This is a genomic window from Chryseobacterium sp. MA9 (assembly GCF_024399315.1).
GTDB lineage: Bacteria > Bacteroidota > Bacteroidia > Flavobacteriales > Weeksellaceae > Chryseobacterium.
In genome coordinates, this window is sequence record NZ_CP075170.1 from 3,636,444 (window position 1) to 3,652,764 (window position 16,321).

Consider the following 16,321-nt stretch of genomic DNA (forward strand, 5'->3'; position numbering starts at 1 on the left):
GTCATTGGGCTTCGGCCCAATGACTTTTCTACTACAAAATTGATATACTATGAGAAAAAAATCCTTTTTTATTCCCTTAATGGCCCTGATGCTTCAGTCAGCTCCGTTGCTCAAAGCCCAGCAGCTTGATCCTTTGGGAGTCTGCTATGTGGAAGTGAACAACAATAATATGCTGAATGCAGGCTCATATACTTTGCAGAATACCAACAGGCAGCTTTTTGATGTTGCCATTATTTTTGCAGCGAATATCAACTATGATGTTTCCAAAAACCGTGCTTATATTTCAAACAATAACAACGTTACCAAAGTCCTTAATGATGTCAATACCTATGTAAAGCCTTTACAGCAAAAAGGGATAAAAGTACTACTCGATCTTTTAGGAAATCACCAGGGAGCCGGAATTTCTAATTTTCCTAACCGGGAGGCGGCAAAAGACTTCGCTCTACAGGTGGCTCACACTGTTTATACTTACGGTCTGGATGGAGTAGATCTTGATGATGAATATGCAGGATACGGAAATAACGGAACAGGGCAGCCTAATAACAGTTCTTTTGTAATGCTTTTGCAGGAATTGAAAGCGGCAATGCCGGATAAACTGATTACATTCTACTACTATGGTCCGGCTACAACCAGACAAACTTATAATGGAGACTTAGCAGGAAATTATATAGATTACACATGGAACGCAATGTATAGTACATATAATGCACCTGTTGTTCCACCTCTTGATAAATCCAAAATTTCTGCAGCTGCAACTTGGATACAGAACTCGAATCCAAGCTCAACTTCTGCCACTACACTGGCCAGCTTAGCTACCAGTACAAAAAATGATCAATATGGTGTGTTCATGTGGTATGATCTGGCAGGAACCAATGTAGCCAGCTATCTGAGTACAGGTTCCAATATTCTTTATAATGAAAATACATTATTAAGCGGTCAGCTGTATTCATGGTCTCAGGGACAAACCTGTGATCCGCCATTGGGACTTGATGTTTCCAATGTGACAGGAACTTCAGCAAAACTGAACTGGACTTCCAATGCTTCACAGTCTTATAATATTGATTACAAACCAGCCAATTCTACAGTATGGACGAATGTGGCCAATAATTATTCAGGAAATAATATTGTCATCAACAACCTTACCCTGAATACAAATTACGATTGGAGAATACAGTCCAACTGTTCTCCTACATTAACAAGTACTTATATTTTTGCACCAAGGTTTAACTCCGGAAGTGGCTGCACTACGCCATCAGGATTAACTTCCGGAAGTTTCCTTGGTAATACAGCTCAATTGTCATGGGATGCAGGAAATGCAACTTCATATACACTGCAATACAAAACAGCAGCAGCTACAACCTGGTCTGAAATTCCGAATATTACAACCAACACCTATTCATTACAAAACCTGACAGCCAATACAAGTTATGTATGGAAAGTACAGGCTTCATGTGCAGGAGGAACTACAAGTGCCTATTCTGGAGAAGGATCATTCAACAGTGGTTTCGCTCCTGTTACAAGTCCTGGAGCAAGATCTCTTTCATTCAATGGAAGCACGCACTATCTTAATGCCGGACAATTTAATCTGAGTGGAAATGGCGTGACCTTTGAAGGTTGGGTAAAAGTAAATGCTTTCAAAACAGGCTTCCCGTATATTTCGTCAGTGATGGGTGTAGAAGTAGGAGATAACAACTCCGCAATGCTTAGATTCGGAGACGGAAATCTGGCGAATAACAAGCTTCAGTTTATATTGAGTTTCGGTTCATCACAGGTGAAACTTAACACGAATACAGCATTCAACGCCAATACATGGTATCATATTGCAGCCACTTATGATGGAGCAGCAATGAAGATCTATGTCAATGGTAATCTTGACGCAAGTTTTGCAGTAACGGGTAACTTTACAGCAAACGGAATCCTTTATCTGGGAAGAAACTATGACAATTCCCGTACAATCAACGGTTTCCTGGATGAATTCAGAGTTTGGAAAAAAGCATTAACACCACAGGAAATCCTGAGTAACAGCTGTAATGTTCCTGCCAACTCAACGGGGCTTGAAGCTAACTGGAAAATGGATGAAGGAAGTGGAATGGGAGCTTTAGATGCTACGGCCAACACTCATTTTGCAACCCTGATCAATATGACAGATGCTAACTGGAGAACAGATGTTGCCTGTGCTTCATCTCTTGCGGTAAAAGATGTTGAATCCGTAAAAGAGAGCAGTTCCGTTTACCCGAATCCTGTGAAACGAGGAAATGATATTCATTTTGCCATCAGCGACAGCTCAGCGAGTGAAGTAGCATTGTATGATGCTTCAGGAAAATTGCTCAAAAAACAGAATATTAATCAAAATAATAATGCAGTGAATACGCAGGATTTAATCAGTGGTACTTATATTTACAAGATTACATCTGCAAACAATAAAGTAATATCAACAGGTAAAATTATTGTGAAGTAACATTCAGATAATGAGATAATTACCATAGATAATAGTATAAAGTCTGAAATACAAAGCAGACAGACAGAGGTATACTTCTGTTTGTCTGTTTTTTCACTCACAGGGATGTCTTGAATTTAAAATAAAAAATAATGCAGAATATAGTAGGAATAGATATTGGAGGGTCACACATCACGCTGGCTCAGGTAGATCCGGAAAAACGTGAAATCATTTCATCAACCTATGTAAGAGAACATGTAGATGCTTTTGAAAATAAAGAAGTTATTTTCGCTGCATGGGTTTCGGCCATTGATAAAGTGGCTCATGATCTGGTAAAAGAAGATCTTCTAATCGGTATTGCAATGCCGGGACCTTTCGATTATGAAAACGGGATATCCCTTATGCAGCAGGGAAAATTTATTGATATCTATCAGGTAAATATTAAAGAAGAGCTGGCAAAAAGACTATCTGTTTCTCAGGAGCAGATTCATTTTGTAAATGATGCGGCTGCCTTTATGGAAGGAGAAGTATTCGGAGGTTGTGCTCAGGGATTTGAAAGTGCTTTTGGAGTGACTCTCGGTACAGGATTGGGAACTACTTTTTTCAATGGAGAATTTGCTACTGATGAAGACTTGTGGGATTCTCCTTTTAGAGATTCTATCAGTGAAGATTATCTGGCCACACGATGGTTTGTGAATCATTATAAAGAATTAACTGGAGAAGAAATCTCGGGAACCAAAGATTTGTTGGATAAACCCATAGAAATACAGACCAGAATATTTGATGAATATGCAGACTCTTTCTCAGAATTTATCTTGAAATATGTAAATCATTACAAACCGGAAGTTTTAGTTATAGGAGGAAATATTGCAAAAGCTTATCCTTATTTCGAGCAAAGATTTATTCAAAATTTAACAAAGAATAATATTAACTTGCAGGTTAAAATTTCGGCTATATTTGAAGATGCGGCCATTCTTGGAGCTGCCAGCTATGCATTAAAAAAGCTTATATAAATTAACAAACGAAACGATACAATGAAGTTTATATTTTCTACTTGCTTACTGCTATTACAGGCTTGGGCATTGGGTCAGAACATATCTCCCGTAGATTATGTGAATCCTTTGATGGGAACACAGTCCAAGCCTTCTTTATCCAATGGAAATACCTATCCGGCTGTCGGACTTCCATGGGGAATGAATATCTGGACACCGCAGACCGGTAAAATGGGTGACGGATGGGCATATACCTACGATGCAGATAAAATAAAAGGATTCAAACAAACACACCAACCATCTCCCTGGATGAACGATTATGGTGCATTTGCCGTTATGCCGGGAGTAGGTAAAGTGAAATTTAAAGAAGATGACAGAGCGAGTTGGTTCAGCCATAAAGCTGAGGTTTCCACGCCTTATTTTTATAGTGTTTATCTGGCTGATATTAACGTTACTACAGAATTTACTCCTACAGAAAGAGCCTCTTATTTTAAATTTGACTTTCCGAAAACAGACAGTGCTTACGTAGTTGTTGATGCCTTGAACAAAGGTTCTTACATCAAGATTTTACCGAAAGAAAGAAAAATCCTGGGTTATACAACAAAATATTCTACCGGGAAATATGATAATTTTAAAAACTACTTTGTTATTCAGTTTGACAAGGATTTTGAACTGACAAAAACCTGGAAAGATGATAAACTGGTTAATGATCAATTAGAAATTACCAGCGATCATACAGGTGCTGTAGTAGGTTTTAAACTTAAAAACAAAGAAACGGTTTATGCAAAAGTAGCTTCTTCATTCATCAGCTTTGAACAGGCAGAACTGAACCTTAAAAGAGAAATCGGAACCAGAAACTTTGAACAGGTAAAAACCGATGCTAAAAATATCTGGAACAAAACATTAGGAAAATTAGAAGTGAAAGGGGGAACTGATCAGCAGATGAGAACCTTTTATTCCTCTTTATACAGAACTTTATTCTTCCCACAGAAGTTATATGAGATAGATGCTCAGAATAAAATAAAGCACTGGAGCCCTTATAACGGCAAAATTGTTGACGGAAGAATGTTTGCAGGAACCGGCTTCTGGGATACCTTCCGTGCTTTGTACCCTTTCCTGAATCTTGTATATCCAAGTATCAATGTAGAAATGCAGGAAGGATTGGCCAATGCTTACAAAGAAGGAGGCTTCTTACCAGAGTGGAGCAGTCCGGGATATTCTGATATTATGATTGGAAACAATTCCGCATCCGTAGTAGCAGACGCTTACATCAAAGGACTTCGTGGATATGATACGGAAGCCCTTTGGCAGGCAGTAAAACACGGAGCAAATAATGAAGGACCAATAGAAGCTGTGGGTCGTGCAGGAGTAGGATATTACAACACTTTGGGCTATGTACCTTACGATGTGAAAATCAATGAAAATGCGGCAAGAACATTAGAGTATGCCTATGACGACTTTTCTATTTATCAGTTAGGAAAAGCACTGGGAAAACCGGCTTCTGAAATTGATATCTATAAGAAAAGAGCTTATAATTATAAAAACGTATTTGATAAGGAAACAGGTTTAATGCGTGGTAAAAACAAAGACGGTAACTTCCAGAAACCTTTCAATCCTTTCAAATGGGGAGATGCATTTACAGAAGGAAACAGCTGGCATTACACATGGTCTGTTTTCCAGGATATTGACGGTCTGGCAGAACTGATGGGTGGGAAAAAGAAATTTGAGGCGAAATTAGATGAGGTATTCTCATTACCTCCGGTTTTTGATGACAGTTATTATGGAGGTGTGATCCACGAGATCAGAGAAATGCAGATCATGAATATGGGTCAGTATGCCCATGGAAACCAGCCTATTCAGCATATGATCTATCTGTACAACTATGCCGGAGCACCTTACAAAACCCAATATTGGGCAAGGCAGGTGATGAATAAATTGTATCATGCAACTCCGGATGGATATTGCGGAGACGAAGATAACGGACAGACTTCTGCGTGGTATATTTTCTCAGCCCTTGGATTTTATCCAGTAACACCGGCAACGGATCAGTATGTGTTGGGTGCACCATTATTTAAAGAAGCTACCATTCATCTTGAAAATGGTAAGAAAATTGAAATAAAAGCTCCGGAAAATAATTCCGAAAATCTATATGTAAAATCATTGAATGTAAACAAGCAGCCTTACTCTAAAAACTGGCTTAGTCATAAAGAGCTTATAAAAGGAACTGTTTTAGACTTTAAAATGGATAACAAGCCTAATAAAGAAAGAGGTTCAGAGGAAAAAGATTTTCCCTATTCAATGTCAAAAGAAGAATCAAATAAATAATTTTAATTTAAAAATATAAGCTGTATGAATACAGAAAAAAAAGAAATATTCAATAGAGTAGAAAATATGCTGCAGAAACAAGGTTTTACTATCGCAGCAAAAGATGATACAAGACCATGGGGAGGCTTCTTTGTGATTGATGAAACACAGGCGCAGGATTTTGCCAATCAGTATTTTGACGGAATTGATGTAGATGGTCTTAGAATAGGAGGAAAGCTAAGCCCGAAAATTCTTATTGTTGCTCCGGAAGCAAGATTAAGCTGGCAGTATCACCACAGAAGAGCTGAAATCTGGCAGGTAGTAGAAGGAACGGTAGGAATCAAAAGAAGCAATACTGATGAAGAAGGTGAATTGGATGAATACGGTCCAAAAGATCAGGTGAAACTTCAGCAGGGTGAAAGACACAGATTGATAGGTCTTGCAGGTTGGGGTATTGTAGCTGAAATCTGGCAGCACACTGATGCGTCCAATCCTTCGGACGAAGATGATATCGTAAGAGTACAGGATGACTTTGGAAGATAAATAAAAAAATCAGCTTCAATTTTGAAGCTGATTTTTTTATTGGTAAGGAAGATTGAGGCTGGAAGATGGGAGCTCCTATAGATTTTCATAACTTTTGATTTCCTTCGTTATTATTGGTGAATTTTGCCTGCTGATGAGAAAAATCAAACCTTATAGGTTTCTGAAACCTATAAGGTTTTTAATTTAAATAGTAAAGTTTATATGCTAGTAATTTTCACAAATATGACTTTATCGGCTAACGGTACTTCCAGCTTCATTCTTCCAGCTTCCCGCCTTAAAACGTCACATCCAGTCCTACATAGAAATTAGCCTTCATGATCGGGGCATACACCATTCCGCCATCAAAATAATTTCCGAAAGGATTTTTAAAATCAACAATCGCATTTTTCTGATAGTAAGAAGTAAGGTTTTCACCGCCTACATAAGCTCTGATCTTTTTATTGAAATTTCTTGAGATCTGAGCATTAAGAACTGCATAAGATTCTGAATAGGCTGGTAACTGAAATTCTGCCGGATTAGTTGAAGTATCAGGAAGTCTCTGCTTTCCCACCCAGTTTAAAGTGGTATCAAAACTCCAAAATCCTCCATTATCATTCTTATTGGTAGCGTATGCTAAATTCACAAATCCTCTGTGCTTTGCCATGAAAGGAACTTCTCTTCTTCCGCCAATATAATCAGCCTGTACATCATAATATTTATAAGCTAATCTTACCTCAAGATTTTTTACAGGCATGAAATCCCACTGGGTCTGGAATGAATTTGCAAATGATTTTCCTTCCAGATTATAGAATGTCAGCTGCTGAGGAGATTTGTCAAGATCCACCAATACCTGATCCTGGAAATCTGTTCTGAAGAAATCAGCGATAATGCTCGATTTTCTTCCGAATAATTTGAATTCCTGTTGTAAGCTGGCACCATAGTTCCAGGCAATTTCAGGTCTTAAACTATAAATATTTCCTCCGTTGGGTAAAATATTAATTACTCTGTTTGATGCAAAATACTGCTGGCTTTCCGCAAATACATTCGCTGTTCTGAATCCTCTTCCTGCAGAAAGTCTTAAAATAGTCTGAGGTGTGAAATCATATTTAAAATTAAGTCTTGGTGTAAACTGTGTTCCTGCCAGATTATGAAAATCTACCCTTGAGCCTGCCACTAAAGTATATTTTAAACCTGTTAAAGTATATTCAGCAAAAATCCCCGGTACAATTTCGTTTCTTCTTATATCATCCAGCAAATACGTTTCTTTATAACCGTCATATAAGAAACTTGCTCCAGCTTTATACTTGTGATTGGTATTTCCAATGATACTTTCAAAAATTAAATTGGAATAATACGTATGCTGCTGTCCTGCATAATTTCTCAATCCAAAGAAACTGTCCTGTTGGTGATACACATACTGATTCATCCAGCCGATACTCTGGTAAGGTTTTCCTTTAAAAACATACCCTGTTTTATTCCAAACCTGGAATCTCGAAATGTCGATTCCTACCCCGTAAAAAGGTTGTTTGTCCTGAGAGAGTTTTTTATTAAAACCAATCTGTCCTGCCGTTCTTTCATCTCTGATAAAATTAATTCCAAAGTGAGATCCAAATCCTGACTTTTCAAGATCATTATAATTCAACAAATACGCTGCATTGATCTGAGTCCCTTTCGGTCTGTCCAGAAAACCATCATCATTCATATCTGTATTCCCGAAAGTTCCGTTTCCATGAAGAAGGAAAGTCTGTGACCATTTATCATTGATAGGGGAAACATTGGTAATATTCACTTCCGCTCTTCCATTGAAATCAGAAAAGAGGTTCAGTGATGTTTCAGGAGTCTTTGCATTCTTTAAAAGTTCAGTATTGATCTGTCCTGTGATACTTTCGTAACCATTCGTCACAGTACTTCCTCCTTTAGTAAGCTGGATACTTTCAATCCATCTTCCCGGAATAAAATTTAAGCCATATGCAGAAGCAAGTCCTCTGATTTCGGGTAACTGTTCTTTCGTTAAGCTGGTATATTTCTGATCCAGACCAAGCATTTTCAGTTGTTTCGTCCCAGTAACAGCATTACTAAAAGAAACATCTACCGTGGCATTGGTTTCGAAACTTTCAGACAGATTACAGCAAGCGGCCTTTAACAACTCTTTTTTATCAATATTAAAAACAAGTCCAGCTTCTTTTTTGCTCAAAGCAGTTGCAGCTTTAGAACCTGTTACCACTACACCATCAATATTTTTTTCATGCTGAGAATGATCCTCTTTAGCTGATGAAGTCTCGTGGTCTTTGTGATCTCCGGGTTTTGCTTCTTCTTCGTAATGTACCTTTGGATTGGCTTCACCAAAAGTAAAATCTCTGTCATACAGACAGCATCCCGGAAGGCTATTATATGTTGCATCCGAAGTCTTGTATTTTTCATTATCATGACCAGCATCAGCAATCGCCTTTAAAATTTTATCTGATGAGGTTTTTGACGGGTCAAAATTTAAAGTAACCGTTTGTTTTTCTGCATTCCATTCTGCAGTATCAGCACCTGCTCCTTTTGCTGCTTTTTCAATTCTGGCTTTACAAGAAGCACAGTTTCCTCTTACGTAGAACTCATTTTCTTTTTTATCAGAAATATTAGCACTTGTATGGTGATCATGATGTGTTTCCGCCTGAGATGGAAGATCTCTTTTGTACAGACAGCATCCCGGAAGACTATTGTAAACAGCATCTGTGGCTTTGAATCTCTCATTGTCATGACCTGCTTCAGCCACTTTTTGTAGAATGTCATCGGTAGATACCTTATCTGTTTCTAAAGTTAAGGTCTGAAGGTCAACAGAATAAACGGCTGTTTTTGCACCTGCTTTTTTGGCGGCACTTTCAATTCTTGTTTTACACATTTCGCAGTTCCCTTTTACCTTGAACTGGTTTTTTGAAAGTGTTTGAGCAGATATAAATTGTGTAAATAGGAATAATGCACCAAGTATAAACCTGGAAATAGTTAATTTCATTTTGTTTAAAGTTTAAATTAATTAAAAAACAGTCCATTAAGTAGTATAATGAACGCGCGATATTTTAATTAAACTATCTTAGGCGGCTGCCAGATTTCCTTTAAACGGTCTGAAAGATAGGGATCTGAATATCGAAACTGAGCATTCTTATTTGCTTTGTAATAAGACAGTTCCAGACGTAGATTTTTTGAAAAAGGGGTTTCAATAAAAGTATAGCAGGCAACGCATGACGAGCAGCAGTCATCATTACATGATTTTGTGTTATCATGTTTGCTGTCTTTTTCTGAAGAATGGCTTTTACAACAGTCACTCTTTTTTGAAGATTCTGCTTTACAGCATGTTTCCTGCATTGCTTGCGCATAGAAATTGTCCTTGGGAATTAAAAAAACTCCCAGGCAAAATACAATTGCAAGTAGGTGAAACAGCTTCATATCTGCAAAAATAAGAAATTTATGGCAAAGGATCACCAACTTTTAGAGAACAGCTGTGCCAAGGTTCTCCGTGTGCCGGGTTTAGTTTTGGTTTTTCTCCCATTGCCAGATTCTGTGCCGCTGGTGCAGGGGCAGGACTTGGAGTTGTCTTTATTACATTCTGCGCTGCCTGTGGTGCTGGAGCTGGTTTACTGTTTAAAGGCTGTCCTACCGGAATATCACATCGGTGGCCGGGTTGTCCGTGAGGAGGATTCATCCCTGGAGCTGTTTTTGCCTGTTTTCCGTTGTTGTCAAGGGTAATTTTTCCTGGTGATACCGCATTCGGATCAATCTGGACAATATTATTTCCGTTTGTATTTATATTTTGTGAGGCAGGAGCTGCTGTTGCAGGTTTACTGTTCAGAGGCTGTCCTACCGGAATGTCACATCGATGGCCGGGTTGTCCGTGTGGTGGATTCATTCCCGGAGCAGTAGCCAAAGGAGCGGGAGCAGAGCTGGATTGGATGCCTGCCTGATCCATCAGAGCAGTTTTTGAGGTGGTATTCAGTGCTACGTTGGGCTGTCCAGCGTTGGCTTCTTCTTTTAAATAAGTAGCTCTTTCGTCCTTTTTGCATGATGCAGCTAATAGTGATACGGCGATCAAACCTATAAATGTATTCTTCATATCCATGGGTATGAAACAAAATTAGCAAAACATTTTCAATTGTTTTGCTAATTTTATACTTATAATTTGATTTTTAGATTAATTTTTTACTAAAAGTCTGAATCCTTCTCCGTGAACGTTGATAATTTCCAATCCTTCATCGTCTTTTAATAACTTACGAAGTTTTGCGATATATACGTCCATACTTCTTGCGGTAAAGTAATTTTCTTTTTTCCAGATCTTTCTTAAAGCAAGATCTCTAGGCATGAAATCATTTCTGTGAATACAAAGAAGCTTCAATAATTCATTTTCTTTAGGAGAAAGTTTATATTCTTTATCACCTACTTTCAGCTGTCTCAGCATAGAGTCGAAGAAAATATTACTGATTTTAAACTGCTCCTGTTCCTCATTTTCCAATGTAGAGCTTCTCTGTAAAATAGCCTTGATTTTGTATAAAAGAAGTTCAGTATCAAAAGGTTTTGTAATATAATCATCCGCACCCAACTGGTATCCTTTCAAAATATCTTCTCTCATATTTCTTGCTGTAAGAAATATAATAGGTGTATTTTTATCAATCTTTTTTACATCTTCAGCCAATGAAAACCCGTCTTTTTTAGGCATCATTACGTCAAATATGCAGATGTCGAATTCATTTTCTGTAAATTCTTTAAGTCCCTGCTCCCCGTCAGTAGCAAGAGTTACTTCAAAATTATTGATTGTCAAATAATCTTTAAGTACTGCCCCGAAACTCTGATCGTCCTCTACTAATAATATTCTGTTGCTCATAACTTTTAATAATTAATAATTAACAATTAAGAATGAACTTCCTCACTCTATCTTCTATATTTTGATATTTGGTTTAATTTTTTATCAAGATGATTTATCATTCATCAATGATCATTTATATTTTATCCCATTGGCAGTTTTATCGTAAACGTACTTCCATTTCCTTTATGAGAGTCTACGATAATCTGTCCTTTGTGCAGTTCTACAATTTTCTTCACGTAGGAAAGACCTAATCCCTGTCCTTTTACATTGTGAATATTTCCGGTTTCTTCCCTGAAGAATTTTTCGAAAATTTTGGTTTTATTCTGAGTATCCATTCCCATCCCCTTATCGGAAATTTCAATGATATACCAGTGTCCTTCATTTCTTGTTTCCACATGTATTTCTGGTGCTTCAGGAGAATATTTATTGGCATTATCCAGCAGGTTGACCAGCATATTGGAGATGTGGAATTCGTCTATTTTAAAATTATAATGAGTGGCATTGAATTTCTGGGTAAGGGAACCGTTCCTTTGCTGCACAATAAGATTGAAAGACTCTGTGGTTCTTTTGATCAATTCTCTTACATTGGTCTCTTTTAAAAACAGTTCTACTTCATTTCTTTCAAGCTTAGACATATTAAGTACATTTTCTACCTGCTTTTTCATCCTTAAATTCTCCTGCTTGATTAATTCGGAATAGTATTTTACCTTATCCGGATTAGTCGCAATTTTATCATTAGCCAAAGAATCTGTTGCTACAGAAATGGTTGCTAGTGGTGTTTTAAACTCATGAGACATATTGTTGATGAAGTCTGTTTTTACTTCAGCAAGCTTTTTCTGCCTCATCATATAATTGATGGAAATAATATAAATTCCAAGAATAGTAAGAAGAGAAAGAAATGTTCCCAAAAGCATCGGCCAGTTGTTCATTGCCAGAGAATATTCTTTTTTAGGAAAAACCAATGCGAGGCTGTACAATGTATTTTTTTTGTCTGCAAAAAGAGGAAAGCTGTAGATGTTACTGTCTTTTTTCTCTTTATAAGCTTTATTCACAATGCTTGTAAGCTTGTTATTTCTGTCAAGAACTCCATATCCGAACTTAGCAGATATTCCTCTTATTTTGAGTTCTTTAGCGATCACGGAATCAAGCGTTTTCGGATCCACTCTTTTGGTAATAGGAAGATTATTTCCATATACTTTCACAAATTCTTTCATGGAGTAATCTCCAGTCTCAATCTCCTGATTGATATCTGTGGTAAGGAGTTCACGGTTGGTGGTATCTCTCTTTATTTTATAGGCAGCTTCGTCTGTATATAAAGTGGTCAGCTTTATAGAATCTCCTTTTTGAGAAATCGGAAGCTGTGTTTTTTCAATAATATTTTTAGAATAAATAATCTGTCTCTGAGTGCCGGAGTCTTCTACCTGTTGAATAGTAGTTAAGGATGGCTGTTTGCTGTTCGCAAGAATATTTTTTCTGAAGTCTTTATAATCCTGGTTCAGGTATTTGTCGGCTTCAATCTCTTGAATATTTTGTGAAGTACTTTCCAAAACTGCATACACTTTATTTGAAAAATCCTGTTCCAGTACGCCGTAATAGCCTTTCAACCAATAAAATTGGAGCGTCACAAAGACAATCAGTGAGATTGTCATAAACACTGAAATTATTGGGATGAATTTGTTATTCATTATTTAATTATATATGTTTTGGAAAAATGAATGTTAAAATTAATTGTTTTAAGACTTCATAAACAAAAAACGAGCCAAATAATTGTTTTATTTTTCTTAAAAGAGTGTTTTTTAACAATTATTTATGAATTATCCTTTACTTGTCATATGAAAAGTCCCTTTCAATAAATAAAGTGTTAACTTTATTAAAAATAAAAATATATGGAATCTAATATCACTTTCAACAAAGATTTTGATGCTGCCAGTACGTATGTCATGAAAATTTATAAGGCTGATGTTTCAACGGTATGGAACCATTTCACCCAATCTGAATTATTAGATCAATGGTGGGGCCCTAAACCCTGGAAATGTGAAACGGTAAGCCAGGACTTCAGAGAAGGAGGAATCTGGATGTATGCAATGGTAGGACCAAACGGTGAGAAAGGACCTATGTATGCTCAGTCTCAGTATGGCGAAATTACAGAACACAGAAGCCTTGACTGGATGAGTGCTTTTTGTGATGAAAAAGGAAACATCAATGAAGATTTCCCAAGGTCAAAATGGCTGATCGGCTTTACCGGAGTGGAAGAGGGTACCAAAGTGACCATTAATATCCATTACCATTCTCAGGAAGCGATGAAAAAGATCTTGGATATGGGATTTGAAGAAGGATTTAAAATGGGACTGAAACAATTGGAAGAACTGATCAGTTGATATATCTCATGTAAAAGAATGATGTCAGATGAATATTATAAGATAAAAACAGGACGCTCATGGGAGCATCCTGTTTTATTTATTTTTTATTGAATTGAATACTATTTCAGAATTACAATTTCTCTATACTGATAAACGTTCCGTCTGTAGGGACAATTTTGTAGACATCTGCAACCGTAAGAATAGAAACGCCTCCTGAAACCTGAACTTTCAACTGATCTCCTTTGTCAAACATGGAAAGAAATTCCATGGTTCCAACTCTGTTTGCGCCAGCTGTAATTAAGATCGCTTCATTTAAAGGAACGTCATTTCTTGCAAGTACGTTTCCGTTCTTTAAAGCCCTGAAAGAAATTGTTGGTGGACTAACGTGTATTCCTGAAGTCTTTACTTTTAAACTGATCAAAATTTTATAGAATCCGGATTCTTTAAAAGTAAAGTTATTAAAATTACTATTCACAATACCCTGAGGATTAATGATACCAAGTTTATCCGTATCCTGAGTGCTGTCATAAAACCCAAAAGGGACATCTTTTTCTCCGCAGCCGATAAGTACACAGGTTACAGAAGGGAAATTACTTTCAGCCATTGAAGGATTCATGCTGGCCCGGGTTGTTTTTCCTCCGCTTTCATAAAAAGTAGGTTTCCATTTTTCTCCATCATAAACAACTACTCTTTTAATATCCTTTTTGTAGAAGATCATTCCCTGCATGGTGGAATCGTCATTGAAATGATCGGGCTGGCTTGCGTTGTAAAGAGGCAGTTCGGTTTCATCATTTACTGTTGGGATCATCATCCCTTTAGAATTTGTGGCATTGTCTTCTTTATTGACAACACTGAACATTGCATTTGTACTTGGGCTGGCATGACTGCCTACTGTGACTTGAGAGAAAAGTAGTACAGTCATCAGGAAAAGGGTGAGGGTATATATTTTCTTTGTCATATTAGTTCAGTTTTTCAATATAGATATAAGTGTCTTTATCATTCATTTTAAAATTCACTCCGGTTCCGACGTTCAAACCAGTGTCGGCCTGGATTCCTCCTCTTAAACGGATCTGATCACCGGCATGAAGATATTTGGTGGTAGAAAAACTGTTCACAGAATTAGCACTGCCTGCTGTAACCACCAATCCATAAAGCAAGAAACTGTTTTCGTGAATTTTTTGCCAGCCTTCTCCCACTGCATTTACATAGAGTGCCTGCAGGGATACAATTGTAGCCGCGTTTCCGACAGAAAGACCGCCGGCGCTGCTTGTTTTCACTGATGGATTAATTCTGTAAAACCCATCGGCAGGAATGGTGATTTCTCCGTTGGCATTTACAGTAACACCAAGGTTGTTGATGTTATTTCTGTCAATATCATTTAAAATGTTGAACTGTAGAGTAGGGCGTCCGGTAATTCCGAGTACATTGGCAACAGTCAGATTAGCGGCATTTGATCCCAGAATACTTAAGTTTTTATAATTTTTAATACTCCTTTCGGTAGCTGCTATCCATCGGTAGCCGTCATATTTTACGACGTCTTTTATTTCTTTGTTATAAAATACCAACCCGTTGTCGCTGGGGTTATTCTCATACAGATCAGGGTGGGAGGCATTATAATTGGGTAATTCGGTATAATTTTCAACAACGGGAAGAATGATTCCTTTTTTACTTTCAACCTGTAACTGTGCCCTTGAATGTATTTTTTCAGGATTATCACCCATTTTCACCTGGGCATATCCCATGCTTCCCAGGGCTGTTAAAATAAATATATTGAGTGTAATTGCTTTTTTTGTCATCTTAATCACTTACTTTGGTAAACATTATTTCTCTTGGATAGAACTTGGCGATATTGACACTGGTTGCCGCTGTTAATGTAACAACTACGGATACAGTGGCAAGCGGAGAATGGATTCTTGAAACAATATAGTCGCCTGGGTTTAAACGGATTCGGGTTGTTGTAAATGCAGCCGTGTTAGTGTCTCCGCCAATTCCCAGAACTCCATAATAGTCAGGAAAAAATGTGGTTAATTTTACTTCATTATAACTGCCATCAGATTGTTTAAGATAAGCTCTTAGCTGATACTGTGGCCCACTGGTTAAAGAAACTGCACCACCTGTCTTGGATGGTACGTTTAAGTAAATTTCATAAACGCCTGCCTGATTAATAACGAATTTTGCATTGTCAAAGCTCTTGTCTGTATAGAGACCTCCTCCCGGGACAACCGCAGTTTCTCTTGTTATACCAAGATTGTTGTAAGATTGCTGCCCGTCAACAGGAGCGCTAAATCCAAGACCCACATGTCTTCCACATCCGAGAAGAACGCAAACGACACTTGTTTCTTCGTCAGAACTGGACAAAAACCTGGATTGTTTCATCTTAAAATCTGCTGCAGTAGGTTCATTGTTCCATTTCGCTCCATCATAAGAGTAAAATGTTGCATGTGTTTTCTCAAACATCATCATCCCTGTCATTTCTGCGTCGGAAGCTGGTGGAGCATTGAGCGGAAGGTTGTCAGGAGAAGATACTTCAGGAAGCATCATGCCGAAATTCTTGCCTCCGTATTTCCCGTCTACCTGTAAAATAGCTTTGTTATGAATTTCAACAGTAGGGTTTTTCGAAATTCCTACTTGAGAGAAAGCTAAATTAACAATGACCAACATCAAAGAGGTGTTAATTTTTTTCATGGTTTGATTTCTATTTAAATTTTAATCTGTTTTTTTTCAGAAGAATTTTTTACGAAATACATTGTTTTTTCAATTGTTTGGTTTGTGTAATTTTTTCCAAATTTTATCCTCCCCGGTTCATCATGTGAATCAGGTTTATCACTTGTATTGTCTTTTTTTCAGATTTAAGAATGAAGTATAA

The 16,321-nt window shown here is 37.4% G+C and carries 13 protein-coding genes; 5 read left to right on the forward strand and 8 right to left on the reverse strand.

Annotated elements, in window-relative coordinates; all coding sequences use genetic code 11:
- The first annotated feature begins 49 nt into the window (after positions 1-49).
- The 4 genes from KIK00_RS16605 to KIK00_RS16620 all read left to right on the forward strand — a co-directional run bounded on the left by KIK00_RS16605 (position 50) and on the right by KIK00_RS16620 (position 6,276).
- A complete protein-coding gene (locus KIK00_RS16605; protein ID WP_255813475.1) occupies positions 50-2,458 on the forward strand; it encodes an endo-beta-N-acetylglucosaminidase H in 2,409 nt (802 codons plus the stop codon).
- Positions 2,459-2,589: 131 nt separating this feature from the next.
- On the forward strand, positions 2,590-3,450 hold the full coding sequence (locus KIK00_RS16610; RefSeq protein WP_255813477.1) for an ROK family protein: 861 nt from the start codon (positions 2,590-2,592) through the stop codon (positions 3,448-3,450).
- Positions 3,451-3,471: 21 nt separating this feature from the next.
- Positions 3,472-5,754 carry a GH92 family glycosyl hydrolase gene (locus KIK00_RS16615; protein ID WP_255813478.1) on the forward strand — a complete coding sequence of 761 codons (2,283 nt, stop codon included), beginning with the start codon at positions 3,472-3,474 and terminating at the stop codon, positions 5,752-5,754.
- Between the two features lie 24 nt (positions 5,755-5,778).
- Positions 5,779-6,276, forward strand: a complete 498-nt coding sequence (locus KIK00_RS16620) for a phosphoheptose isomerase (protein ID WP_255813479.1) — start codon at positions 5,779-5,781, stop codon at positions 6,274-6,276.
- Between the two features lie 274 nt (positions 6,277-6,550).
- On the opposite strand, the gene KIK00_RS16625 is transcribed toward KIK00_RS16620, so the two are convergent.
- The 5 genes from KIK00_RS16625 to KIK00_RS16645 all read right to left on the reverse strand — a co-directional run bounded on the left by KIK00_RS16625 (position 6,551) and on the right by KIK00_RS16645 (position 12,780).
- Positions 6,551-9,253 carry a TonB-dependent receptor domain-containing protein gene (locus KIK00_RS16625; RefSeq protein WP_255813481.1) on the reverse strand — a complete coding sequence of 901 codons (2,703 nt, stop codon included), beginning with the start codon at positions 9,251-9,253 and terminating at the stop codon, positions 6,551-6,553.
- Positions 9,254-9,321: 68 nt separating this feature from the next.
- Complete coding sequence (locus tag KIK00_RS16630) at positions 9,322-9,684, reverse strand: hypothetical protein (protein WP_255813482.1); 363 nt, start codon at positions 9,682-9,684, stop codon at positions 9,322-9,324.
- Positions 9,685-9,703: 19 nt separating this feature from the next.
- Positions 9,704-10,348: a hypothetical protein gene (locus KIK00_RS16635; protein ID WP_255813483.1), complete on the reverse strand. Its 645-nt coding sequence runs from the start codon at positions 10,346-10,348 to the stop codon at positions 9,704-9,706.
- Between the two features lie 78 nt (positions 10,349-10,426).
- Entirely contained in the window at positions 10,427-11,113 is a 687-nt protein-coding gene (locus KIK00_RS16640; RefSeq protein ID WP_002982671.1) for a response regulator transcription factor, read from the reverse strand.
- Positions 11,114-11,235: 122 nt separating this feature from the next.
- A complete protein-coding gene (locus KIK00_RS16645) occupies positions 11,236-12,780 on the reverse strand; it encodes a sensor histidine kinase KdpD (RefSeq protein ID WP_047380265.1) in 1,545 nt (514 codons plus the stop codon).
- A 201-nt stretch (positions 12,781-12,981) separates the two neighbouring features.
- On the opposite strand from KIK00_RS16645, the gene KIK00_RS16650 reads away from it, so the two are divergent.
- Positions 12,982-13,473 (forward strand): SRPBCC domain-containing protein, encoded by a 492-nt coding sequence (locus KIK00_RS16650; protein ID WP_255813485.1) that lies wholly within the window; start codon positions 12,982-12,984, stop codon positions 13,471-13,473.
- A gap of 112 nt (positions 13,474-13,585) precedes the next feature.
- On the opposite strand, the gene KIK00_RS16655 is transcribed toward KIK00_RS16650, so the two are convergent.
- Genes KIK00_RS16655 through KIK00_RS16665 form a run of 3 tightly spaced genes read right to left on the reverse strand, consistent with a single transcriptional unit; the run spans position 13,586 to position 16,140 of the window.
- The gene (locus KIK00_RS16655; protein ID WP_255813486.1) at positions 13,586-14,413 is read right to left on the reverse strand and encodes a hypothetical protein; all 828 of its coding nucleotides are present in this window, start codon (positions 14,411-14,413) and stop codon (positions 13,586-13,588) included.
- Between the two features lies 1 nt (position 14,414).
- Positions 14,415-15,251 carry a hypothetical protein gene (locus KIK00_RS16660; RefSeq protein ID WP_255813487.1) on the reverse strand — a complete coding sequence of 279 codons (837 nt, stop codon included), beginning with the start codon at positions 15,249-15,251 and terminating at the stop codon, positions 14,415-14,417.
- Between the two features lies 1 nt (position 15,252).
- Entirely contained in the window at positions 15,253-16,140 is an 888-nt protein-coding gene (locus KIK00_RS16665; RefSeq protein ID WP_255813488.1) for a hypothetical protein, read from the reverse strand.
- Positions 16,141-16,321 lie beyond the last annotated feature (181 nt).

Coding starts and splice junctions, on each gene's coding strand:
- KIK00_RS16610 (WP_255813477.1), top strand. CDS start 2,590: ATGCAGAATATAGTAGGAATAGATATTGGAGGGTCACACATCACGCTG.
- KIK00_RS16630 (WP_255813482.1), bottom strand. CDS start 9,684: ATGAAGCTGTTTCACCTACTTGCAATTGTATTTTGCCTGGGAGTTTTT.
- KIK00_RS16635 (WP_255813483.1), bottom strand. CDS start 10,348: ATGAAGAATACATTTATAGGTTTGATCGCCGTATCACTATTAGCTGCA.
- KIK00_RS16625 (WP_255813481.1), bottom strand. CDS start 9,253: ATGAAATTAACTATTTCCAGGTTTATACTTGGTGCATTATTCCTATTT.
- KIK00_RS16655 (WP_255813486.1), bottom strand. CDS start 14,413: ATGACAAAGAAAATATATACCCTCACCCTTTTCCTGATGACTGTACTA.
- KIK00_RS16650 (WP_255813485.1), top strand. CDS start 12,982: ATGGAATCTAATATCACTTTCAACAAAGATTTTGATGCTGCCAGTACG.
- KIK00_RS16615 (WP_255813478.1), top strand. CDS start 3,472: ATGAAGTTTATATTTTCTACTTGCTTACTGCTATTACAGGCTTGGGCA.
- KIK00_RS16605 (WP_255813475.1), top strand. CDS start 50: ATGAGAAAAAAATCCTTTTTTATTCCCTTAATGGCCCTGATGCTTCAG.
- KIK00_RS16665 (WP_255813488.1), bottom strand. CDS start 16,140: ATGAAAAAAATTAACACCTCTTTGATGTTGGTCATTGTTAATTTAGCT.
- KIK00_RS16660 (WP_255813487.1), bottom strand. CDS start 15,251: ATGACAAAAAAAGCAATTACACTCAATATATTTATTTTAACAGCCCTG.
- KIK00_RS16640 (WP_002982671.1), bottom strand. CDS start 11,113: ATGAGCAACAGAATATTATTAGTAGAGGACGATCAGAGTTTCGGGGCA.
- KIK00_RS16620 (WP_255813479.1), top strand. CDS start 5,779: ATGAATACAGAAAAAAAAGAAATATTCAATAGAGTAGAAAATATGCTG.
- KIK00_RS16645 (WP_047380265.1), bottom strand. CDS start 12,780: ATGAATAACAAATTCATCCCAATAATTTCAGTGTTTATGACAATCTCA.